General features: G+C 70.8%; 23 protein-coding genes and 1 pseudogene. 17 read left to right on the top strand and 7 right to left on the bottom strand.

Going from position 1 to position 21598, the window contains the following annotated elements; genetic code table 11:
• The 6 genes from G4D87_RS12305 to G4D87_RS12280 all read left to right on the top strand — a co-directional run.
• Nucleotides 1-1551 (top strand): sensor histidine kinase (locus tag G4D87_RS12305; protein ID WP_240358208.1); only part of this gene is annotated, 1551 nt, incomplete at its 5' end.
• Nucleotides 1548-2891, top strand: a complete 1344-nt coding sequence (locus tag G4D87_RS12300; protein ID WP_163782160.1) for a sigma-54-dependent transcriptional regulator — start codon at nucleotides 1548-1550, stop codon at nucleotides 2889-2891. The genes G4D87_RS12305 and G4D87_RS12300, both read left to right, overlap by 4 nt.
• A gap of 206 nt (nucleotides 2892-3097) precedes the next feature.
• Nucleotides 3098-4645 carry a SulP family inorganic anion transporter gene (locus G4D87_RS12295; RefSeq protein WP_163782158.1) on the top strand — a complete coding sequence of 516 codons (1548 nt, stop codon included), beginning with the start codon at nucleotides 3098-3100 and terminating at the stop codon, nucleotides 4643-4645.
• Nucleotides 4642-5382 (top strand): carbonic anhydrase, encoded by a 741-nt coding sequence (locus tag G4D87_RS12290; protein WP_163782156.1) that lies wholly within the window; start codon nucleotides 4642-4644, stop codon nucleotides 5380-5382. The genes G4D87_RS12295 and G4D87_RS12290 overlap by 4 nt, the downstream gene beginning before the upstream one ends.
• Before the next feature lie 96 nt (nucleotides 5383-5478).
• On the top strand, nucleotides 5479-6321 hold the full coding sequence (locus G4D87_RS12285) for a sulfite exporter TauE/SafE family protein (RefSeq protein ID WP_163782154.1): 843 nt from the start codon (nucleotides 5479-5481) through the stop codon (nucleotides 6319-6321).
• Nucleotides 6318-6773 carry a DUF1634 domain-containing protein gene (locus G4D87_RS12280; protein ID WP_205507554.1) on the top strand — a complete coding sequence of 152 codons (456 nt, stop codon included), beginning with the start codon at nucleotides 6318-6320 and terminating at the stop codon, nucleotides 6771-6773. The genes G4D87_RS12285 and G4D87_RS12280 overlap by 4 nt, the downstream gene beginning before the upstream one ends.
• 6 nt (nucleotides 6774-6779) lie before the next feature.
• Here G4D87_RS12280 and G4D87_RS12275 read toward each other — a convergent pair whose 3' ends face one another.
• From G4D87_RS12275 to G4D87_RS12250, 6 genes are read right to left on the bottom strand one after another with little or no spacing between them, the layout of a single operon-like run.
• A complete protein-coding gene (locus G4D87_RS12275) occupies nucleotides 6780-7274 on the bottom strand; it encodes a SixA phosphatase family protein (protein ID WP_163782150.1) in 495 nt (164 codons plus the stop codon).
• Between the two features lie 59 nt (nucleotides 7275-7333).
• Complete coding sequence (locus tag G4D87_RS12270) at nucleotides 7334-8278, bottom strand: metallophosphoesterase family protein (RefSeq protein ID WP_163782148.1); 945 nt, start codon at nucleotides 8276-8278, stop codon at nucleotides 7334-7336.
• Nucleotides 8279-8290: 12 nt separating this feature from the next.
• Nucleotides 8291-9655, bottom strand: coding sequence for a sensor histidine kinase (locus G4D87_RS12265; protein ID WP_163782146.1), 1365 nt, complete (start codon nucleotides 9653-9655; stop codon nucleotides 8291-8293).
• 13 nt (nucleotides 9656-9668) lie between these two features.
• Complete coding sequence (locus G4D87_RS12260) at nucleotides 9669-10349, bottom strand: response regulator (protein ID WP_163782144.1); 681 nt, start codon at nucleotides 10347-10349, stop codon at nucleotides 9669-9671.
• A 25-nt stretch (nucleotides 10350-10374) separates the two neighbouring features.
• The gene (locus G4D87_RS12255) at nucleotides 10375-10878 is read right to left on the bottom strand and encodes a hypothetical protein (RefSeq protein ID WP_163782142.1); all 504 of its coding nucleotides are present in this window, start codon (nucleotides 10876-10878) and stop codon (nucleotides 10375-10377) included.
• Nucleotides 10875-11810, bottom strand: a complete 936-nt coding sequence (locus G4D87_RS12250; protein WP_163782140.1) for a hypothetical protein — start codon at nucleotides 11808-11810, stop codon at nucleotides 10875-10877. Before G4D87_RS12250 ends, G4D87_RS12255 begins: the two co-directional genes overlap by 4 nt.
• Before the next feature lie 163 nt (nucleotides 11811-11973).
• Between G4D87_RS12250 and G4D87_RS12245 the strand changes: the two genes are divergently transcribed.
• A complete protein-coding gene (locus G4D87_RS12245) occupies nucleotides 11974-12576 on the top strand; it encodes a YceD family protein (protein WP_163782138.1) in 603 nt (200 codons plus the stop codon).
• A gap of 133 nt (nucleotides 12577-12709) precedes the next feature.
• Here G4D87_RS12245 and rpmF read toward each other — a convergent pair whose 3' ends face one another.
• Nucleotides 12710-12898 (bottom strand): 50S ribosomal protein L32, encoded by a 189-nt coding sequence (rpmF, locus tag G4D87_RS12240; protein WP_011554760.1) that lies wholly within the window; start codon nucleotides 12896-12898, stop codon nucleotides 12710-12712.
• A gap of 446 nt (nucleotides 12899-13344) precedes the next feature.
• Between rpmF and plsX the strand changes: the two genes are divergently transcribed.
• From plsX to G4D87_RS12190, 10 genes and pseudogenes are all read left to right on the top strand, one after another.
• Complete coding sequence (gene plsX, locus G4D87_RS12235; RefSeq protein ID WP_163782135.1) at nucleotides 13345-14406, top strand: phosphate acyltransferase PlsX; 1062 nt, start codon at nucleotides 13345-13347, stop codon at nucleotides 14404-14406.
• A gap of 40 nt (nucleotides 14407-14446) precedes the next feature.
• Nucleotides 14447-15388, top strand: a complete 942-nt coding sequence (fabD, locus tag G4D87_RS12230) for an ACP S-malonyltransferase (RefSeq protein ID WP_163782134.1) — start codon at nucleotides 14447-14449, stop codon at nucleotides 15386-15388.
• The gene (fabG, locus tag G4D87_RS12225) at nucleotides 15385-16134 is read left to right on the top strand and encodes a 3-oxoacyl-[acyl-carrier-protein] reductase (RefSeq protein ID WP_163782131.1); all 750 of its coding nucleotides are present in this window, start codon (nucleotides 15385-15387) and stop codon (nucleotides 16132-16134) included. Before fabD ends, fabG begins: the two co-directional genes overlap by 4 nt.
• Nucleotides 16135-16238: 104 nt before the next feature.
• Complete coding sequence (gene acpP / locus G4D87_RS12220; RefSeq protein ID WP_090495523.1) at nucleotides 16239-16481, top strand: acyl carrier protein; 243 nt, start codon at nucleotides 16239-16241, stop codon at nucleotides 16479-16481.
• 84 nt (nucleotides 16482-16565) lie between these two features.
• A complete protein-coding gene (gene fabF / locus G4D87_RS12215; RefSeq protein ID WP_163782129.1) occupies nucleotides 16566-17819 on the top strand; it encodes a beta-ketoacyl-ACP synthase II in 1254 nt (417 codons plus the stop codon).
• A 20-nt stretch (nucleotides 17820-17839) separates the two neighbouring features.
• Nucleotides 17840-18283 (top strand): ribose 5-phosphate isomerase B, encoded by a 444-nt coding sequence (gene rpiB, locus G4D87_RS12210; RefSeq protein WP_163782128.1) that lies wholly within the window; start codon nucleotides 17840-17842, stop codon nucleotides 18281-18283.
• 36 nt (nucleotides 18284-18319) lie between these two features.
• Entirely contained in the window at nucleotides 18320-19576 is a 1257-nt protein-coding gene (glyA, locus tag G4D87_RS12205) for a serine hydroxymethyltransferase (protein WP_163782126.1), read from the top strand.
• A 21-nt stretch (nucleotides 19577-19597) separates the two neighbouring features.
• On the top strand, nucleotides 19598-20104 hold the full coding sequence (gene nrdR, locus G4D87_RS12200; RefSeq protein ID WP_163782124.1) for a transcriptional regulator NrdR: 507 nt from the start codon (nucleotides 19598-19600) through the stop codon (nucleotides 20102-20104).
• Between the two features lie 9 nt (nucleotides 20105-20113).
• Entirely contained in the window at nucleotides 20114-21277 is a 1164-nt protein-coding gene (gene ribD, locus G4D87_RS12195) for a bifunctional diaminohydroxyphosphoribosylaminopyrimidine deaminase/5-amino-6-(5-phosphoribosylamino)uracil reductase RibD (protein ID WP_163782122.1), read from the top strand.
• Between the two features lie 51 nt (nucleotides 21278-21328).
• Nucleotides 21329-21598, top strand: a pseudogene (locus G4D87_RS12190) (riboflavin synthase); the annotation flags it as partial.

Genomic DNA, 21598 nt, shown 5'->3' with positions numbered 1-21598 from the left:
GCGCTCGTCGGCCTGGGGCTGGTGGGGCTGGTGGCGCTGACGAGCCCCGTGCTGGGCTACGTGGAGGACGTGCGCAACGCGCGCGAGGAGCTGCTGAGCCGGCTGCTCAACCAGGCGCAGGTGCAGTCGGAGGCGCTGGGCGTCCACCTGGGGCTGCTGGAGGCGGAGCTGGCCCGCGTGGCCGGGCACCCCGCGCTGTACCCCGAGAACGGCATCTCCCCGGCGGAGCTGGCCCTGCTGGAGAGCGCCTTCTCTCATTCGTCCCTCTTCTCGGAAGGCGTGGCCCTGCTGACGCCCGCTGGCGAGCGCGTCTGGAGCGACCCTCCGGACATGCCCCTGGGGCGCTCGCCGCTGACGCTGCGGCCCTGGTTTCGCCGGATGGTGGAGGGGAGCCAGCCGGAAATCGACCTGCTGGAAGGGGAGGGGGGGCCCATCGTGGTCGCCGTCCCCATGCTCCAGGAGGGCCGCGTCAAGGGCGTGCTGCTGGGAGAGCTCCGCGCCAGCGCGCTGCCCACGCGGCCCACCGCCCAGACGTCGCTGGTGCTGATGGATGACCACGGTCAGCTGTTGATGCCACTGGGGCTCAAGCTGGGCGCCGGGGACATCACGGGGCGGCTGCGCGCGCTGGCGAACATGCCGGGTCCGCTGACGCTGGATGGCAAGCAGATGCTGGGCGCGGGCGCGTGGGTGGGGAAGAGCGACCTGCTGCTCGTCGTCCTGGAGGAGGAGACGGCCACCGCGGGCCTGCGGGCGCGCTTCCTGCGGCAGCTGGCGTTCCACATCGCCCTGCTGAGCAGCACGCTCATCATCTTCATCCTCCTGCTGCGGCACTCCTACCGTTCGCTGCTGGGGGCCGAGGAGCGGCTGCGACGCCAGGAGACCATGGCCGCGCTGGGGACCGCGGCCTCGCTCATCGCGCATGAGGTGAAGAATGCCCTCAACGGCATCCAGGCCGCGCTGTCCGTGCTCCGGCACACCCCCGCGGGCAGCGAGCTGCCCGTGGGCGCGCTGCGCTCGCAGGTGGAGCGCCTGAGCCACCTGGCGCGCTCGCTGCTGTCCTTCGGGGCGCCTCGTGCCGCGCTGCGCCGCAGCTGCGAGGTGCACCTGCTGGTGCAGGACGCGCTCCAGGGCGTGAAGCTGCTGCCGGAGTCAGAGGCCGTGGCCCTGACCACGTCCCTGGAGGAGTCCCTGTGGGTCCAGGGGGATGCCGCGCTGCTGGTGTCCGCCATCGACAACCTGCTCCGCAACGCGGTGGAGGCGGGCGCGGTGGCGAAGGACACGGGGATGCAGCTGGCACCGTGGGTGAGCGTGCGTCTGACGCGGGACGACCATGACGCCGTGCTCGTGGTGGAGGACAATGCGGGCGGCGTGGATCCGCGGCTCGAGCCCAGGTTGTGGGAACCTTTCGCCACCGGGCGGGCCAAGGGCGTGGGGCTGGGGTTGCCCATGGCGCGGGCCTCCGTGGAAGCCCACGGTGGCAGCCTGAACTATGTCCGGAGTCCGCTGGGGAGCCGCTTCACGCTGCGCCTTCCGTTGGAGGTGGGCAGATGAGCACCTATCTGCTGCTGGTGGATGACGACCGGACCTTCGCCTCGCTGGCGGCCTCCGTGCTGCGCCACGAGGGCTTCCGCGTCACGTTGGCGCATTCACTCCATGACGCCCGCGCGGCCATGTCCCGCGAGGCGCCGGACCTGGTGGTGTTGGACCGGCGCCTGCCGGACGGGGACGGCATCGACTTCCTGCCGGAGCTGCGCGCCCAGCTCCCGGACACCCCCGTGCTGATGGTGACGGCGCACGGCGACATCGCCAGCGCGGTGGAGGCCATCCAGGCGGGCGCGCGCGACTACCTGTCCAAGCCGGTGGAGCTGGATGACCTGGTGCTGCGCGCCCGCCGCGCCGCCGCGGACCTGCAGCTCCAGGAGCGGCTGCGTCAGGCGGAGAGCGAGCTGGGCGGAAGGCGGCGCCTGTCGCGTCCGCACTCGCCGAAGATGCTCGCCGCGCTGCAGATGCTGGAGCGCATCGCCAAGGCGCCGCGCAGCCCGGTGCTGCTGCTGGGCGAGACGGGCGTGGGCAAGGAGGTCATCGCGCGCCACCTGCACGCGCTGCAGGGCGGGCAGGGCTCGTTCGTCCACGTCAACTGCGCCGCGCTGCCCGCCACCATGGTGGAGAGCGAGCTCTTCGGCCATGAGCGCGGCGCCTTCACCGACGCGCGCACCGCCCGCCGCGGCCTGGTGGAGGTGGCCGCGGGCGGCGTGCTCTTCCTGGACGAGGTGGGCGAGCTGCCCCTGCAACTGCAGGCGAAGCTGCTCACCTTCCTGGACAAGGGCGCCTTCCGCCGCCTGGGCGGCACCGCCGAGCTGAGCAGCAGCGCGCGCGTGGTGACGGCCACCAACCGCGACCTGACGAAGGAGGTCGCCGAGGGCCGCTTCCGCGAGGACCTCTACTTCCGCCTGAGCGTGTTCCGGGTGGACATTCCGCCGCTGCGCGAGCGCCGCGAGGACCTGCTGCCCCTGGCGCAGTCCCTGGTGGCGGAGCTGTGCGCCGAGCTGGGGCGCCGTCCCGTGGGCTTCTCCAGCGCCGCGCGCGCCCGGCTGGAGGGCTATCCGTTCCCCGGCAACGTCCGCGAGCTGCGCAACGTGCTCGAGCGGGCCCTGGTGCTGGAGGCCGGACCCGAGCTGGAGCTCGCCTCCCTGGAGCCCCAGGGCGCCAGCGGTCCGCCCGCCGGGGACCCCGACGCCTTCGTCGTCCCCGGTGCGCCGCGGCCCTTGCAGGACGTGGAGCGGTTGTACGTCCGGCACGTCCTCACCCGCCTGGAAGGGCGCCGCATGGAGGCCGCCCGGGTGCTGGGGCTCTCCTATCCCACCTTCCTCCGCCGGCTCGAGGAGGAGTAGGCGCGGGGCACTTCAAGATTGTTGAGGTCGGTGACCTCAAGAATCTTTAAGTCCGGATCCGGGACTTAAAATCGCTTTCATATTCCCAGCCGCAATCGAATTGCGTTCCCTCTGAGCCGGGCGGAAGGGGGACGGCACGCTCTTTGCGGAGGGCCTCCACGTGATCCAGCGCACGCGGCAGTCGCGGCGACTTGTGTGGAGGTGTGATGTCGACTTCGAAGAGTCCTGAGGGCGCTGCTTCTCCCTGGAAGACGCTGGCCGCGGACCTGCCTGCTTCCCTGGTGGTGTTCCTGGTGGCGTTGCCGTTGTGCATGGGTATCGCGCTGGCTTCGGGCGCGCCCATCGTCAGCGGGCTCATCGCGGGTGTGATTGGCGGCATCGTGGTGGGGTTGTTCGGAGGCGTGCCCCTCCTGGTGAGCGGTCCGGCGGCGGGCCTCGCGGTGATGGTGTTTGGCTTCATCCAGCAGATGGGCCTGGCCATGACGTGCGCGGCGGTGGCCGCCGCGGGCGTGGTGCAGATGATTCTCGGTGGGCTGAAGGTGGCGCGCGGCGCGCTGGCCATCTCTCCCGCCGTCATCCACGGGATGATGGCCGGCATCGGCATCGTCATCGTGCTGGGGCAGGTCCATATCGTGATGGGCGGCGCGCCCCAGTCGAGCGCGTGGCAGAATGTGCGTGAGCTGCCGGGGCAGATCGCGAACCTCCACGGCGCCGCGACGCTGCTCGGCCTGCTGACCCTCGGCCTGATGGTGGCGTGGCAGTTCGTTCCCGGGAAGCTGAAGAAGGTCCCCGGTCCGCTCGTGGCCGTGGTGGTCGCCACCGGGGCGGCGACCTTCCTGGGCGCGGACGTGTCCCGGGTGGAACTGCCGGAGAACGTCTTCTCCAGCATCCAACTGCCCACCTTCCCCAAGGGCGACTGGGTCGTTTTCGGGACGGCGGTGCTGTCGCTGGCGCTGGTCGCGAGCGCGGAGTCGCTGCTGAGCGCGGTGGCCACGGACAAGATGCACACGGGCCCTCGGGCGAACCTGGACAAGGAACTCTTCGCTCAGGGCATGGCGAACACGGTTTCGGGTCTGGCGGGCGGCCTGCCCATCACCGGCGTCATCGTCCGCAGCGCCACCAACATCGCCGCCGGCGCGAAGACGCGCCTGTCGGGCACGCTGCACGGCGTGTGGCTGCTCTTGTTCATCACGCTGCTCGGCTCGGTGGCGGGGCTCGTTCCCCTCACGGTGCTGGCGGGCCTGCTCGTCTTCGTCGGCGCGAAGCTGGTGAACGTGCACCACATCCGTGAGCTCCAGAAGCGCGGCGAGCTGGCCGTGTACCTGGTGACGGTGGCCGGCGTGGTGGGCGTCAACCTGCTGGCCGGTATCGGCATGGGCCTGGCGTTCGCGGTGCTGCGTCTGCTGTGGCACCTGGGCAGCGTCAAGGTGGACGTGCACCCGCAGGCGGACGCGTCCTACCTGGTGCGAATCTCGGGCGCGCTGACGTTCGTCGGTGTCCCCAGGCTGTCCGTTGCGCTGGCGAAGGTTCCCTCGGGCTCCAAGGTGGAGCTGGACCTGGCCGTGCAGACGCTGGACCACTCCGGGCACGAAGCCCTGGAGAGCTGGTGCGACACGCATCGCAAGACGGGTGGCACGGTGTTCACCGAGTCGCTCGAAGACGTCTGGAGCCGCAAGGGCACGCTGAAGTCGAGCAGCCCCGCGGTCGTCGAAGGTCCCAATCACAACTCGCTTGTCTCTGGAGGTGCGCAGTGAGGAAGCTCATCCGCGGTCTGTTGGACTTTCAGCTCAACGCCCGTTCCAAACACCGGGAGAAGTTCGAGCTGCTGGCGCAGGGGCAGACGCCGGATTGTCTCTTCATCGCCTGCGCGGACAGCCGCGTGGTGCCCAACCTGCTCGTGTCCACGGACCCGGGTGACCTGTTCGTGATCCGCAACGTCGGCAACATGGTGCCGCCGTCGGACTCCAAGGGGCAGTCCACGGGCGACCAGTCCGAGGCGGCCGCGCTGGAGTTCTCACTCCGCAACCTGCCGGTGGAGGACATCGTGGTGTGCGGCCACTCGAGCTGCGGCGCGATGAAGGCCGTCCTCGCTGGCGGCGTGGGGCCGGAGAACCCGAACCTCAGCGGCTGGCTCGAGCACGGCAAGGCCGCGCTCCAGCGGATGGCGGCGAACCCGAAGCTGGGTGAGGGCCGGTCGGACTACGACCGCCTGTCCCAGAACAACGTGCTGCTGCAGATGGAGCACATCTCCAGCTATCCGTGGGTGAAGGCGCGGCTGGACGCGGGCACCCTGCGGCTGCACGGCTGGTGGTTCGACATTGGCACGGCGCAGGTCCACGCCTGGCGCCCGGCGCTGGGCCGCTTCGTCCCCATGGACGAACTGGTGGGTGAGGCCCTGCTGCGCGAGCTGGGCTCGGACACCCACGACCACGGCGCGCTCGCCAGCGGCAACGGTGCGCCGCGCCCGGCGGCGGCGGCCCTCGCGCAGTAGCCCGGTGGAAGCAGGCGACCAGGGGAGCGGCTCGAATCGAGCCATTCTCCTGGTGGCCAAAGGCCGGGGAGGGGGAGAGGATGGGACGCGGGTTCAATGACTCCCTTCCTCTTCATGATTGTCGTCCTGGGGTTCTCCGTGGGCGCGGGACTGCTGGGCTCGCTGCTGGGTATCGGCGGCGGGCTCATCCTGATTCCCGTGCTCACGCTGCTCCTGAAAGTGGACATCCAGTACGCGGTGGGGGCGTCCATCGTCTCCGTCATCGCCACGTCCAGCGGCGCGGCGGCGGCCTACGTCCGCGACCGGATGGCCAACACCCGCGTGGCCATGTTCCTGGAGCTGGCGACCACGGCGGGCGCGCTCAGCGGCGCGTTCATGTCCGGGCTGGTGGGTGGGCGCGGCGTGTACCTCGTCTTTGGCTGCGTCATGGCGGGGTCGGCGCTGGTGATGCTGCGGCGGATGCGGGCGCGCGACGAGGCCCCGGTGCCCGCGGACGCGCTGGCGGACCGGCTGGCGCTGCACGGCAGCTATTGGGACGAGTCGCGGGGCCGTGAGGTGCCCTACCGCGTCACGCGGCCGCTGGCGGGCCTGGGGCTGATGTACGTGGCGGGCACGGTGAGCGGCATGCTGGGCATCGGCTCGGGCGCGCTCAAGGTGCCGGCCATGGACCTGGCCATGCGGTTGCCGCTGAAGGTGTCCACGGCCACCAGCAACTTCATGATTGGCGTGACGGCGGCGGCCAGCGCGGGCGTGTACTTCGCGCGCGGCAACATCGACCCGTTCATCGCGGGGCCGGTGTGCGTGGGCGTCACGCTGGGCGCCTGGCTGGGCTCACGCCACCTGATGGCCCGGGTGAACAGCACGTGGCTGCGCGCGCTCTTCGTGGGCGTGCTGCTGTGGGTGGCCTTCGAGATGCTGCGCAAGGGGTGGGCGCCATGAGCGAGGCCCCGAAGCCGGAGCCGCGACGCCCCGAGGCCGCCACCGTGGCGGTGCAGGACGACGGCGAGGACGCCTCGCCGCTCCAGCCGGAGCTGCTCATCAGTGACTTGCTGCGGTACGGCGTGGCCGCCAGCCTGGCGCTGGTGACGCTGGGCACCGTCGTGACGTTCTTCCGCCACCCGGACTACCTCGTCTCATCCGAGGCCTTGCAGCGCCTCACCTCGCCGCACCCGGTGCCGCACACGCTGGGGGACGTCGTGGCGGGGGCGCTGGCCGCCCGGGGCCAGGCGTTCGTCATGGCGGGGCTGCTGGTGATGATGGCCGTGCCGGTGATGCGGGTGGCCCTGTCGCTGCTCATCTTCCGCCAGCAGAAGGACCGGCTCTACGTGGGCATCACCGCCACGGTACTGGCCATGCTCATCCTGTCCTTCCTGCTGGGCGCGGTGCACTGAGGCGCGTCAGCGCAGGTCGCCGGGGCGCTTCACGGGCTTGCCCTGCATGGCCCACCACGCGAGGGTGAAGCCGCCGTTCTTCAGGGGGTGGAGCGCCAGCGCCGCGCCCTTGCGCAGCGTGTCCGGCAGCTCATGCTCCAGGGCGCGAATGGCCGCGCGCTCCAGCGAGGGGTTGTGGCCCACCAGGGCCCAGCCCGCGCCGCGCTCGCGGCCCAGGTCGACGATGCGCTTGTGCGCGCCGCGCTGGGGCAGCAGGGCGGGGTGGACCTCCACGCCGGACACGCCGAAGGCCTCCGCGAGCAGCTCCGCCGTCTGGACGGCGCGCACCAGCGGACTGGTGATGATGCCGCGCAGGGGCGTGAGGCGTGCCAGCTTGCGTGCGTGGTGGCGGAAGGCGGCGCGGCCTTCCGGGGTGAGGGCGCGCGCCTCATCGCCCAGGACGTGGGAGTCCTCCGCGACGGCGTGGCGGATGAACAACAGCGGCAGCTCGCGTGAAGACATGGTGAGCGCCGTGAATCACTCCCGGCGGCCTCGCGCAAGCAACGGACTGGCGACAACGTCTACCCTTCGAAATCGTTGAGCGCGTCCGGGGGCAGCGGCGCCGCGCCCGTCACGGTGCCGTCCATGTCCGTGGGCAACGAGGCGGGGTCGACCTCCGGGGCGGGGCGACTGTCCATGGGCGTGGCCGCGGCGCGCGAGGCGGCCCCCGGCGGCGGACGGAGCACCGGACCCGGGGGTGGCAGCCCGGAGTGGCGCCGCGCGGCCTCCAGCAGCGCGTTGTGGTGGCGGTAGCGCGCCTCCACCAGCTTGTGGACCAGCAGCGGCCCGCCGGGGACGCGGCGCGCGGTGAGGGCCTGGGTGGCCTTGCGCACCGGGTAGCGCACCCGGCGAATCTGCACCCGCCAGCCCTTGGGCGTGAAGGTGAAGACGCCGTAGGCGGGGCGCAGGTCTCCGTCCCGGGGGATGCCCGCGCTGGCCACGTCCGCGATGAGCATGCGGCCCACGCGGCGGCGGTAGGGGAAGTGCAGGTGCCCGAAGGCGCAGGCCGCCGCGTCCAGGTGGCTGAAGAAGCGGCGCACCGCGACGTCATCCAGCGTGGGGTCCAGCGACTCCTCGAGGTTGCGCGGGTTGGCGTGGCAGACGAAGAGGTCCTGGCCCTTGCGCGGCGTGTAGCGCACGGAGAAGGGCAGGGCGCCCAGCTTCTCCAGCAGCGCGCCGCCCAGCTGGTCCCGCGTCCAGCGCAGCAGCTCCGTCTTCCAGTGGTCCTTCTCCCGGTAGGCGCCGCCCAGGTAGTTGCCCGCCAGGTAGCAGTCGGTGTTGCCCATCAGGATGGAGTCACACCGGTCGAAGAGCAGGTCCACCGTCTCCCGGGGATGGGCGCCACGCAGCGCCAGGTCACCGGCCGCGACGATGTAGTCGGGCGCCACAGAGCGCGCGATGTCCTCGAGGACGGCCTCGCAGGCAGGAAGATTGCCGTGGATGTCCGCGAGGATGGCGACCCGCATGGTGCTTCCATCCTACCCTGTCGCCGCGCTCGATGAAGCCGCCAGGGGCAGAAAAATGGTGAAGGTGCTCCCCTCGTTGGGTTGGCTCTCCACCTTGACCTCGCCATCCATGGCCTGCAGCAGGTGCTTGACGATGGAAAGCCCCAGGCCGGTACCGCCCATGTCCCGGCTGCGGCCCTTGTCCACCCGGTAGAAGCGCTCGAAGATGCGCGACAGGTGCTTGGGCTCGATGCCCACCCCCGTGTCCTTCACCCGCACCACACAGCGGCCTTGCTCGCACGCACCGTAAACCTCCACCTGGCCCCCCGCGGGCGTGTACTTCACCGCGTTGTCCAGCAGGTTGAGCAGCACCTGCTCCACGGCCCGGGCGTCTCCCACCGCGAGGAGCCCTTGGGGGACATGGAGTGAAACGACCTGGCCCTTGCTCTCGGCCTTGGGGCGCACGGTGTCGGCGGCGCGGGCGGCGGCGTCGGCCAGGGTGACGTGGGCGAGCTTCAGGCTCACCTCGCGCGACTCCAGGCGGGACAGCTCCAGCAGGTCCTCGACCAGCTCGGACAGGCGTTCGGACTGGCGGTGGATGATTTCCACCATCTTCGGCGCCATGACGGGGTCATTGAGGGCGCCGCCCTGGAGCGTCTCCGCGTAGCCGCGGACGGCGGTAATCGGCGTGCGCAGCTCGTGCGACACGTTGGCCACGAAGTCCTTGCGCACCTTCTCCAGCCGGCGCAGCTCGGTGACGTCGTGGAAGACGGCGGCGCTGCCCGGCAAGTCCTTGGCCAGCGGCGTCACCCGGATGGAGAGCGTGCGCGGGAAGAGGCCGTCCAGCGTGAGCTCCAGGTGGCTGGACGCGCCCTCCCGGCAGGCGCGCATCACGGCGTCGTGCAGCGCCTCGTTCCGGATGAGGGCCAGGGGGCGCTGGCCAGTGAGCGGGTTGCTCGTGGAGTCCAGCATGGCCCGGAGGGCGTCGTTGTGGCGCACCACCGTGCCCTCTTCGTCCGTCACCCAGATGCCCTCCGCCATGCCGTCCAGCACGGCGGTGAGGGTGCGCGCGTCCTGGTTGAGCACCGTGTTTCGCGCGGACAGCTGGGCGTGCAGCGAGTCGATGGCGCCCTCGAGCCCGGCCACCTCGTCCAGCCGCTCGGGGACGACGGGGGCCGAGGTGGGCGGGCCGCCTTCGGCGCGGTCCCGGGTGTGGCGGGCCAGCAGGTCCAGCTGCCGCTGCAGCGTTCCGCGGCTCACGCCCAGGGACATGAGGGAGCCGGCGAGCGCGACGAGCGCCGCGGCGACGACCTCCTTCGGCCCGTCGAGGAGGGCGACGAGCGTCGCGACGACGACGGCGGGCAGCAGGAGCGGGAGGAGCGTGGCGCGCAGGGGCATGGGCGGGGCGGCCTTACGCGGGGCTGAGCTTGTAGCCCACGCCGCGCACCGTCTCGATGATGTCTCCGGCGGGGCCCAGCTTCTCGCGCAGCCGCTTGATGTGCGTGTCCACGGTGCGGGTGTGAATCTCCGCCTGGATGCCCCAGACGTCCGACAGCAGCACCTCGCGCGTCTGCACCCGGTCCGAGCGCTCCAGCAGCGTGCGCAGCAGGCGGAACTCCAGCGCGGTGAGGAGGACCTCTTCACCCTTCACGCGCACCTGGTGGCGGGTGGTGTCCAGGCTGATGTCGCCGGAGGCGAGCACCGCGGCGGGCCCGTCCTCCGCGTCCGCGCGGCGCAGCACGGCCTTGACGCGCAGGAGGAGCTCCCGGACGGAGAAGGGCTTCACCACGTAGTCGTCCGCGCCCAGCTCCAGGCCCTGCACCCGGTCGGTCTCCTGGCCCTTCGCGCTGACGATGATGACGGACGCCTTGCGCAGCTCGGTGTCCGCCTTGAGCATGCGCAGCACCTCGCTGCCCGCCACGTCCGGCAGCATCAAGTCCAGCAGCACCAGGTCCGGCGGATGCGCGCGCGCCTTGGCGAGCCCGCTCGCGCCGGTGCTGGCCGTCTCCGTCTCGAAGCCCGCGGCCCGCAGGTTGTAGTCGACGAGGCCCGCCAGGTCCTGCTCGTCCTCGATAATCAGGATGCGCGACATGAAGTCCTCTTGAGTCCCTCCGCGCTCAGGGCGCGATGGACGGATTGCAATCTCCACCGGTCAGCGTCAGGGGCGCGGCAATCACCGGGGCGTTGTCGCCCGCGTTGACCTCTCGGAGGTAGTTGCAGGAGCTCCCCAGGAAGCCGGGCGGGGTCCCCGTGGTGATGGCCTCGATGACGAGCGCGTAATCTCGGCCCACCGGCACGTCCACCGCCAGCTCCAGGCTTCCACCCGACTGGAGGGTCGCCAGGTCCACCGGGAAGCGGAGGGCCCGGCCCTCGCGGCCCTGGGCGTCCTTCAGCACCACCAGGTCGTCACGCCGCACCTGGGTGCCCAGGCACGTGCGCTGAATCTCGGTGCAGCTGCGGCTGGAGCCCCGCGTCACCACGGCTACCTGCAGGGCCTGGACGTCGTTGGCCACCGCGCGCTCCAGCGTCAGGGCGAGCGGAAAGCGGCCCGAGGGCTCGGCGTCGGGGCCACACGCGCAAAGGCCGAGCAGCAACAGCGCGGACAGGAGGCGCAGGCTCATGGGACGGAGGGCTCCACGCGGATGGTGATGGGGACGCGGCCTCGCTCCTCGGAGGAGGTCAGCGCCACGATGCCCGCGGTGGCGCCAATGGCCACCGCGCCCACGCCCACCCAGAGCCAGGGGCTCTTGTACCAGGGGCGGGAGGACGCGGCGTCGGCGGCGGCAGCGCGCGCGGCCTGGGGCGCCACCTGGAAGATGAGCGGCTGGAAGGAATCCCCCCGGCCCGCGAGCCGGCGCTGCGCCGCGTCCGCGACCTCGATGTAGTACTCCATCTCGTAGGCCTCGGCCTCGGTGGGCACCTCGTAGGCCGGCAGCACCGCGCGGTAGCGCTCGCGGGGGCGGCCGTCGGGACCTCGCTCGCGCGCGAAGTCCACCGAGTTGTAGGCCTCGTCACCGGCGCGCCGGTAGAAGAGGCGCGTGCGGGCGCCCAGCGCCAGGTCCTGGATGTCGGCCTCCACGACGACGGGCTCGCCACCCGGCGGATCCGGAATGGGGTCCACGTCCAGGGTGACGGGGCGGACGCGCCGGCTCTTGATGTCCTCGCGGATGCGGGCGTAGAGCGCGCGCACCTTGGGCGGGGAGCTGCGGGGGAGCTCGTAGTCCGGCCGGGCCTGGAGCAGCTTCTCGTAGGCGTCGCGGGCCTGGGGCTCGTCCCCCAGGTAGAGGCCCGCCAGGCCCAGCAGGCGGTACATCTCCACCAGCTGATCATCCGTCAGGTCCGGCGCGTCCAGGCCTTTCAGGAGGGTGCGCCGCGCCTCTTCGAAGTCGCCCTGGTCGAACTGCTCGCGGGCCTCGGTGATGGCCGGGCTGGCCGGGCCGAGCTGCGAGAGAACAGGCTCAGGAAAGAGGGGCCGGCTCCAGCCCGGTCGGGCGCCCAGGCCCAGCACCAGGAGGAGGGCCCACCCGCGCAACCGCCAGCCGTGTCCGTGCATCGATTCGAACCTATCAAAACGTTATCGAGAGAATCCACGAAGGCCGGCCCATCGGGGGTGACGGCGCGGTGACATCTTCGTGGCGGTGTTGCACGAGGGCGTGTTGACGCTGGAGGGGCCGCCCTCTATGTTGCGCGCCCCTTTTTGCCTGGAAGCAGCGTAAATGCTCGTAAAGGTTGATCAAATCAAGGACGCAGGGCTGAAGCTCGAGGAGCCCGTCAATCTCGAGCTGCTCGGTGAGACGCTGGGAGGCGCGGCCTCCGGCGAGGATACCGGATTCCGGGCCACGGCCCCGGCGACATTGAAGGCGTCGCTGCGCAAGCTGAGCGGCGGTGTGCTGCTGGAGGGGCGCTTCACGGTGGACGTCACCAGCCCCTGCAAGCGCTGCCTCGCCGACGTGGCCACGAAGGTCCCCGTGGAATTCACCCTCAACCTGGTGCCGGAGTCGCTGGCCCGCGGCGACGACTTCAAGGATGACGACGAGAAGGCCATGGAGAAGAAGGAGCGCAGCCAGGGCGAGTCTGGCGGCTCCTTCGGGCTGGACGACGCGGATCAGGAGCTCTTCGACGGGAAGGTCATCAACCTGGACCCCATCGTCCGCGAGCAGCTCCTGCTGGCCCTGCCGATGAGCGCCGTGTGCCGGGACGACTGCAAGGGCCTGTGCTCGCAGTGCGGCGCGAACCGCAACGACGTCGCCTGCGCCTGTGACACCCGGCCCGTGGACCCGCGGCTGGCGCCGCTGAAGAACATCAAGCTCAGCAACTGAAGTGCGCCTGGAGCGGCGGGGCCGCCTCGTGAGAGGGGGCCCCGGAACGACAAGGGCCGCGGCCTCCATGGGATGGAGACGCGGCCCGTCGTGTTTCACAGCACCCGGGAAGGGCGCTGTCTTCGTCCGTGCGTCAGGCCTCGGCCTGCGCCACGACTTCACGGCCCTTGTACTGGCCACAGGACGTGCAGGCGCGGTGAGGCATCACCGGCTCCTTGCAGTTCGGGCACTTGGTCACCTGCACGGCGCTCCGCAGGTTGTTGTTGGCCGCACGACGGCGGTCACGACGCATCTTCGAAGTACGCTTCTTGGGGACACCCACGGCTCACCTCTATATTCGACTCCGACCCGGAGCGTTCGCGCCGGTCCGGACCGGTTGAGTCCAAAAGTCTTTCGCGCTGTGCCGGGGTCCCCGGCTCCGTGCGCAACACTCTCTCTGCTCGAAACCGGCCTGGGGCGGTCGCACGAAGGCTCCCGTACTCCATGTCCGGCTTCGGAAGGCGGCGGACCCTAGCGGCTCGAAGCCCCCGAGTCAATGCGGCAACGCGGGAGGGCCCGTCATCTCCCGGGCACCGTCTATCCCGGACGGTGCCCGGTGACAACGCCCATGGCGCGGGTGCCATTCTTCTGGCCTTGCCCCGGGGCGTGTCAGCCAGTCGTTGCCCCCCTGGAGGGTTCCTGCTGTGCTGCGCGCCGCCCGCCCCCCGGCGGGTGGGATACCGACACCAACAGCCGCCGGGACGCCTGGCGGGCAAGGAGAGGGTGGGGATGAGGCTGGTGCTGGATGCCATGGGCGGCGATCACGCGCCCGCCGCCCCCGTGGAGGGTGGGGTGCTCTTCGCGCGGGCCCACCCCGGCCATGAGGTGCTCCTGGTGGGGGACGAGGCGAAGGTGGGGCCCCTGCTGGGCAAGCTGAGGCCTCCGGCCAACCTCCAGGTCCACCACGCCTCGGAGGTCGTGGAGATGGACGAGCACGCCTCGGCCGCCTTCCGCCGCAAGCGGGACTCCTCCCTCCGGGTGGGCTTCGAGCTGGTGCGGGACGGCCGGGCGGAGGCGCTCGTCTCGGCGGGCAACTCCGGCGCCGTCATGGCCGGGGGCCTGCTCTCGCTGGGGCGGCTGCCGGGCGTGGAGCGTCCGGCCATCGCCGCGCTCTTCCCCGCGCTCAAGGGCGGCGGCCGCTGCCTGCTGCTGGACGCGGGCGCCAACGTGGACTGCCGCCCGTCGCACCTGGCCCAGTTCGCCGTCATGGGAGAGGCCTACGTGCGCGCGCGCATGGGCGTGGCCCGGCCCCGGGTGGCCGTGCTCTCCAATGGAGAGGAGTCCTCCAAGGGGACGCCGCTCACCCGGGAGGCCAGCGAGCTGCTGCGGCGCTCCGACCTGGACTTCGTGGGTTACGTGGAGGGCAAGGACCTCTTCTCCGGCGAGGTGCAGGTGGTGGTAACGGACGGCTTCACCGGAAACGTCGTCCTGAAGACATCCGAGGGCGTGGGCATGGGCGTCATTGGCCTGCTGCGTCAGGCCATCGAGCGGCGCGGAGGGCTGGCGGAGAAGGTGGGGGCGATGCTGCTCCAGCCCGCGCTGGCCGGGCTGCGCCGGGTGGTGGACTACGCCGAATACGGCGGGGCGCCCCTGCTGGGCATCCAGGGGGTGGGCATCGTCGCGCATGGGCGCTCCACGCCCCGGGCCCTCTTCAACGCGCTGGGCGCGGCGCTGGCCATGGCGGAGGGCGGCGTGCAGGCGGAGTTGACGCGTTGCATCGAGCGCGCGGGGGCGTGGCTTCCGACCCACCCGAAGGGAAAAAGGGCGACAGACGCGAGCGTTTCCGATTAGAGCCTGCGGCCCCGACCGCTGAAGAGGAGGCAGAGTCCGCATGTCGAAGGTCGCGTTCGTGTTCCCCGGGCAGGGCAGCCAGGCCGTGGGGATGGGCAAGGACCTGTACGAGAAGTTCCCCGAGGCCCGGGCCGTGTTCGACGCGGTCGACGCCGCCCTGGGGGAGAAGCTCTCCACCCGCTGCTTCGAGGGCCCGGACGAGGCCTTGAAGCTCACGGCCAACACCCAGCCGGCCATCCTCACGGTGTCGCTGGCGGCGCACGCGGTGTTCGCGAAGCGGGGGCCGGCGCCGTCCTTCGTGGCGGGGCACTCGCTGGGCGAGTACTCGGCGCTGGTGGCCGCGGGTTCCATGGACCTGGGCGACGCGGCCCGGGCGGTGCGCGCGCGTGGCACCTTCATGCAGGACGCGGTGCCCGCGGGCGTGGGCGCCATGGCCGCCGTGCTGGGCCTGGCTCCGGAGAAGGTGAAGGCGGCCTGCGACGCGGCGGCCGAGGGGCAGGTGGTGTCGCCGGCGAACTACAACTCGCCCGAGCAGACCGTCATCGCCGGTGACGCCGCGGCGGTGGAGCGCGCCGGGGTGAAGTGCAAGGAGGCCGGCGCCAAGCGCGTGATGCCCCTGCCGGTGTCCGCCCCCTTCCACTGCGCGCTGATGTCGCCGGTGCAGCCCCGGCTGGCGGAGGTGCTGGGCCGCATCCCGGTGTCCGCGCCGTCCGTGCCGGTGGTGACCAACGTGGAGGCCCGTCCCAACGCGGACGCGTCGCGGGTGGTGCCGCTGCTCCTGGAGCAGGTGAGCTCGCCGGTGCGCTGGATTGAGTGCGTGGAGGCGCTGAAGGCCGAAGGCGTCACCCGCATCATCGAGCTGGGGCCGGGCAAGGTGCTGGTGGGGCTGGTCAAGCGCATCACCAAGGACATCGAGCTGTTCAACGTCGAGGACTCCGCGAGCCTGGACAAGGCGCTCGCGGCGCTGGGGGTGGCACCATGAGCGGCTTCAAGGACAAGGTCGTGCTCGTGACGGGGGGCTCGCGCGGCATCGGCCGGGCGTGCGCGGTGGCCTTCGCCAAGGCGGGGGCCTCCACCGTGGTCATCAGCTACGCGGGCAATGAAGCGGCGGCCCAGGAGACGGTGGCCCTGCTCCAGGCGGAGGGCGCCAAGGCGGAGGCCATTCGCTTCGACGTGTCCGACAGCGCCGCCTGCGCCAGCGCCGTGGACGGCATCGTCAAGGGCCACGGCCGGCTGGACGTGCTCGTCAACAACGCGGGCGTCGCGGTGGACGGCCTGGTGATGCGGGTGAAGGACGATGACTGGGACAAGCAGCTGGACACCAACCTCAAGGGCGCCTTCTCGCTCATCCGCGCCGTCAGCCGGCCCATGATGAAGCAGAAGGGCGGCGCCATCATCAACATCACCTCCGTGGTGGGGGAGATGGGCAACGGCGGTCAGGCGGCCTACTCGGCGTCCAAGGCGGGGCTCATTGGCCTGACGAAGTCCGTGGCCCGCGAGCTGTCCAGCCGGAACATCCGCGTCAACGCCGTGTCCCCCGGCTTCATCGGGACGGACATGACGCATCAGATCAATGACGAGATGCGCCAGAAGATGCTGGAGGGCATTCCCCTGGGGCGGCTGGGGAACCCGGAGGAGGTCGCCGGCGCCGTCGTCTTCCTGGCCGGGGACGCCGCGTCCTACATCACCGGCGAGGTCCTGAAGGTCAACGGCGGCATGTACATGTAACCCACGGTTGGATTGCCGCCGGGCGTGGGATATACCGCGCCCGCTTTCGACATGGTCCGGGAAGCCAGCCGGGCCACATCTGGTTCCTGGAGGGTTCTACACTTATGTCGACGTCAACCATTGAGGCCAAGGTCAAGTCCATCATCGCCGACCAGCTCGGTGTCGGAGAGGATGAGATCAAGCCGGAGTCCTCCTTCATCGAGGACCTGGGCGCGGACAGCCTCGACATCGTGGAGCTCGTCATGGCGATGGAAGAGGAGTTCGAGGTCGAGATTCCCGACGAAGAGGCGGAGAACATCAAGACCGTCGCCGACGCCACCAACTACATCAACACCCACAAGAAGTAGGTAGCACCACGGCGTGCCGGGGTGCGGGGCGACGCCGCGTGATGCGCGGCGTCCCCGGTGTCCCAGGCGCCACCGGAGAGGACCGTGTCACAACGTCGAGTCGTCGTCACCGGAACCGGGCTCGTTTCGGCTCTGGGAACCGGAACCGAGAAGAACTGGCAGGCGTTGATCGCCGGCACGTCGGGTATTGCCCAGGTCACGCGCTTTGACGTTGGGAAGATCGACACGCGCATCGCGGGCGAGGTGAAGGACTTCGAGCCCGAGAAGTTCATCGAGAAGCGCGAAGTGCGCCGGATGGACCTCTATGCGCAGTTCTCGCTCGCCGCCGCGCAGATGGCGGTGGAGGAGTCAGGGCTGCCCGTCGGTCCAGACAAGCCGCACGGCTACATTCCCGAGAAGGTCGGCGTCATCGTCGGCTCGGGCATCGGCGGCATCTCCTCCCTGGAAGAGCAGCACCGCAAGGGGCTGGAGAAGGGGTTCGACCGGTTGTCGCCCTTCTTCATCATCCAGATGATCATCAACATGGCGCCGGGCCTCATCTCCATGCGGTACAACTGCAAGGGGCCGAACTGGGCTCCAGTGTCCGCGTGCGCCACCAGCGCCCACGCCATTGGCGAGGCCTGGAAGTCCATCCGCCTGGGTGAGACGGACGCGGTCATCGCCGGCGGCGCCGAGGCGGCCATCACCCCGCTGGGGCTGGGTGGCTTCTCGGTGATGAAGGCGCTGTCCACGCGCAATGATGATCCGGCCGGGGCCAGCCGTCCCTTCGACAAGGAGCGTGACGGCTTCGTCATGGGCGAGGGCGCGGGCATCCTGGTGCTGGAGGAGATGGAGGCCGCGAAGAAGCGCGGCGCCAACATCCTGGCGGAGGTGGTGGGGTACGGCGCCAACTCGGACGCGTACCACGTCACCCAGCCGGCGCCGGAAGGCGAGGGCGCGGCGCGCTGCATGCTGCTGGCGCTCCAGTCCGCGGGGATGAACCCGGAGGACGTGGGCTACATCAACGCCCACGGCACCTCGACGCCGTTCAACGACGCGAATGAGACGAAGGCCATCAAAGCGGTCTTCGGTGACCACGCGCGCAAGGTGGCCGTGTCGTCGACCAAGTCGATGACGGGCCACATGCTCGGCGCGGCGGGGGGCTTCGAGGCCGTGGTCAGCGCGCTGGCGCTGACGCGCAACCTCCTGCCGCCCACCATCAACCAGACGTCGCCCGACCCGGACTGCGACCTGGACTACGTGCCCAACCAGGCGCGTGAGGCCCGGGTGGACGCGGTGATGAGCAACTCGTTTGGCTTCGGCGGCACCAACGCCGTGCTGGTGTTCAAGCGCTTCTAGCCGTCCCAGGAGAACCCCGCGTGAAAGTCATCCTCGCTTCAGACCACGCGGGCCTGGAGCTCCGGCAGGAGCTGGTGTCGGCGCTCACCGCGCGGGGCGTGGCCCACGAAGACGTGGGTCCCGTCACGCGGGACTCGGTGGACTATCCGGACTTCGCCGCGCGGGTGTCCCGCGCCGTGGCGTCCGGGCAGGCCACCCTGGGCGTGCTGGTGTGTGGCACCGGCATTGGCATGAGCATCGTCGCCAACAAGCACCAGGGCATCCGGGCGGCCCTGTGCACCACGGAGTTCGAGGCCCGGATGGCCCGGGCCCACAATGACGCCAACGTGCTGTGCCTGGGCCAGCGCGTGGTGGGGGCCGGCGTGGGCCGCGCCATCCTGGAGGCGTTCCTCAGCACTGCTTTCGAAGGCGGCCGCCACGAGCGGCGCGTCCAGATGATTCGCGAGGCCGAGTCCCAGGGCTAACGGCCCCGCCGTACCCGTCGTTCGAGGGAATCCGCCATGGAGAACATCCGTACGCTGGCCGAAGTGGACCCGGAGATTGCCCGCGTCCTCCGCGAGGAGACCCAGCGCCAGGAGGAGGGGCTGGAGCTCATCGCTTCGGAGAACTTCGTCTCTCCGGCGGTGATGGAGGCGGTGGGCTCGGTGCTCACCAACAAGTACGCGGAGGGCTACCCCGGCAAGCGCTACTACGGCGGCTGCGAGGTGGTGGACGTCGCGGAGGGGCTGGCCATCGCCCGCGCCCGGGACTTGTTCGGCGCGGACGCGGTCAACGTGCAGGCGCACTCCGGCAGTCAGGCCAACATGGGCGCCTTCATGGCGCTGATGAAGCCGGGCGACACCATGCTGTCGCTGGACCTCAACTCCGGCGGTCACCTCACGCACGGCGCCACGTTCAACTTCTCCGGCAAGCTCTACAAGGTCGTCCACTACGGCCTGACGCGTGACACGGAGACCATCGACTTCGCGCAGGTGGAGTCGCTGGCCCGGGAGCACAAGCCGAAGGTCCTCGTCGTGGGCGCCAGCGCGTACCCGCGCACGCTGGACTTCGCGAAGTTCCGCGAGATTGCCGACGCGGTGGGCGCGGCCATGCTGGTGGACATGGCGCACATCGCCGGCCTGGTGGCCGCGGGCGTGCACCCCTCGCCGGTGCCGGTGGCGGACATCGTCACCAGCACCACGCACAAGACGCTGCGCGGCCCGCGCGGCGGCCTGGTGCTGAGCCGCGAGCAATACGCCAAGAGCATCAACAGCCAGATCTTCCCCGGCATCCAGGGCGGCCCGCTGATGCACGTCATCGCTGGCAAGGCGGTGGCCTTCAAGGAGGCCCTGTCGCCGGAGTTCAAGGCGTACCAGCAGCAGACGGTCGCCAACGCGAAGGCGCTGGCGGAGGCGCTCCAGCGCGCGGGCCTGCGGCTGACGTCCGGCGGCACGGACAACCACCTGATGCTGGTGGACCTGCGCCCCAAGCAGCTCACGGGCAAGGTGGCCGAAGAGGTGCTGGGCAAGGCCGGCATCACCGTGAACAAGAACATGATTCCGTTCGACCCGGAGAAGCCGATGACCACGTCCGGCGTCCGGGTGGGCACGCCGGCCATCACCACGCGCGGCATGCGCGAGGCGGAGATGGCGGTGGTGGGGCGGCTCATCGGCGAGGCGCTGGACGCCGCGCGGGACGACGCCGCGCTGGCCCGCATCAAGGGGCAGGTGAAGGAGCTCTCGCAGGGCTTCCCGCTCTACGCCTCGCGGTTGAAGTAGACTGGCGGGCCGTCCCCTTCCATGCGCTGCCCCTTCTGTCAGGACGCCGAGAACAAGGTCATCGACTCCCGCGAGTCACACGAGGGCTCCGTCATCCGGCGGCGCCGCGAGTGCCTGGCCTGCAAGCGCCGCTTCACCACGTATGAGCGGGTGGAGGAGCTCTACCCGCTCATCGTGAAGAAGGACGGGCGGCGCGAGGCGTTCGACCGGGAGAAGATCGTCAACGGGCTGAAGAAGGCCTGTGAGAAGCGGCCCGTGTCCGCGGACCAGCTCGAGGAGACGGTGGTCGCCATCGAGCGGCAGCTGCAGGGCATGGGCGAGAAGGAAGTGCCTTCGTCCGTCATCGGTGAGGAGATCATGCGCCGGCTGCGGCAGCTGGACGAGGTGGCCTATGTCCGCTTCGCGTCCGTGTACCGCAGCTTCCGCGACATCGCGGAGTTCATGGACGAGCTGAAGGCCCTGCGCGAGGCCGAGGCGCTCGAGCAGCGCCAGGCGCCGCCCACGGCACCGGTGGACAAGGGCGGTTAGAGAAAGCACATGCGGCTGCTGACACGGGCAAGGTTGGAAGCGACACGGGCGCCCCGGGCGAAGCGAGCGGCGGACTTCGACCGGGCGGTGGCTGAGTTCTTCATGCGCATCGCGCTGGAGGAAGCCGCCAAGGGCCTGGGCCGCACCAGCCCCAACCCCGTCGTGGGCGCGGTGCTGGTGAAGGGCGGGCGCATCATCGCCCGCGGCTACCACAAGAAGGCGGGCACCGCGCACGCGGAGGTCGTGGCGCTGGAGGCCGCCGGCGCGCGCGCGAAGGGCGCGGACCTCTACACCACGCTGGAGCCGTGCGACCACTACGGGCGCACCCCGCCGTGCAGCATGGCCATCATCGAGGCGGGCGTCCGGCGCGTCATCTGCGCGTCAGCGGACCCCAACCCGAAGGTGAGCGGCAAGGGCGTGACGCGGATGCGGCGCGCCGGCCTGAAGGTCCTCACGGGCGTGCTCGAGGAGGAGGCGGACCGCCTCAACCGGCCCTTCTTCAAGATGATTCGCACCGGCCTGCCCTGGGTGACGCTCAAGGCGGCGGTGACGCTGGACGGAAAGCTGGCCACCGCCACCGGTGACTCGCGCTGGGTGACGGGGGCGCCGGCGCGCGCCTGGGTCCACCGGCTGCGGGACTCGGTGGACGTCATCCTGGTGGGCGCCAACACCGTCCGGAAGGACGACCCGAAGCTGACCACGCGGCTGCCCGGCGGCGGCGGGAAGGACCCGCTGCGCGTGGTGGTGGACAGCCACCTGCGCCTGTCCCCGGGCTACACCGTCTTCACGCAGCGCAGCCCGGCGCGCACCGTGGTGGCCACGCTGGAGGACCCGGAGGGTCGCAAGGCGCGGCGCTTCCTGGCCCAGGGCGTGGACGTCTGGCAGCTGCGCCAGAAGGCGGGGCAGGTGGACCTCAAGGCCCTGCTGCGGCGGCTGGCGAAGGGGGGCCACAACCACGTCATGGTGGAGGGGGGCGCGGAGATGTACGGCTCCTTCCTGCGCGGGCACCTGGCGGACTCGCTGTCGCTGTTCCTGGCGCCCAAGCTGATTGGCAGCCCGGGCCTGTCCTGGGCCGGCGACCTGGGCGTGAAGGAGATGGCCCAGGCCCTGGCGGTGAAGGACCTCACCTTCGAACGCCACGGTGACGACATCCTGCTCCAGGCGCTGCTGTAGGACACGAGCGGCCGTGGGCGCGGGCGGGGCGGGTCCGTTATAAGCGGCCCCATGTTTACCGGCCTCATTCAGGACCTCGGCAGGGTGGAGCGCGTCATCCCCGGTGGGATGACCGACCTGTGGATTCACACCTCGCTGGGCGCGGCGGCCTTCGAGCTGGGCGAGTCGATTGCCGTCAACGGCGCCTGCCTCACGGTGGTGGAGCGCACGGGCGACAGCTTCCGCGTGCAGGCCGCGCCGGAGACGCTGCGGCGGACGACGCTCGGCGCCGTGAAGCCGGGGGACGGGGTGAACCTGGAGCGGGCCCTGGCGCTGGGGGAC

This window comes from Myxococcus vastator (assembly GCF_010894475.1).
Taxonomy (GTDB): Bacteria; Myxococcota; Myxococcia; order Myxococcales; family Myxococcaceae; genus Myxococcus; species Myxococcus vastator.
Note: the sequence above shows the minus strand (reverse complement) of the source record. Positions and strands in the feature narration are given on the sequence as shown.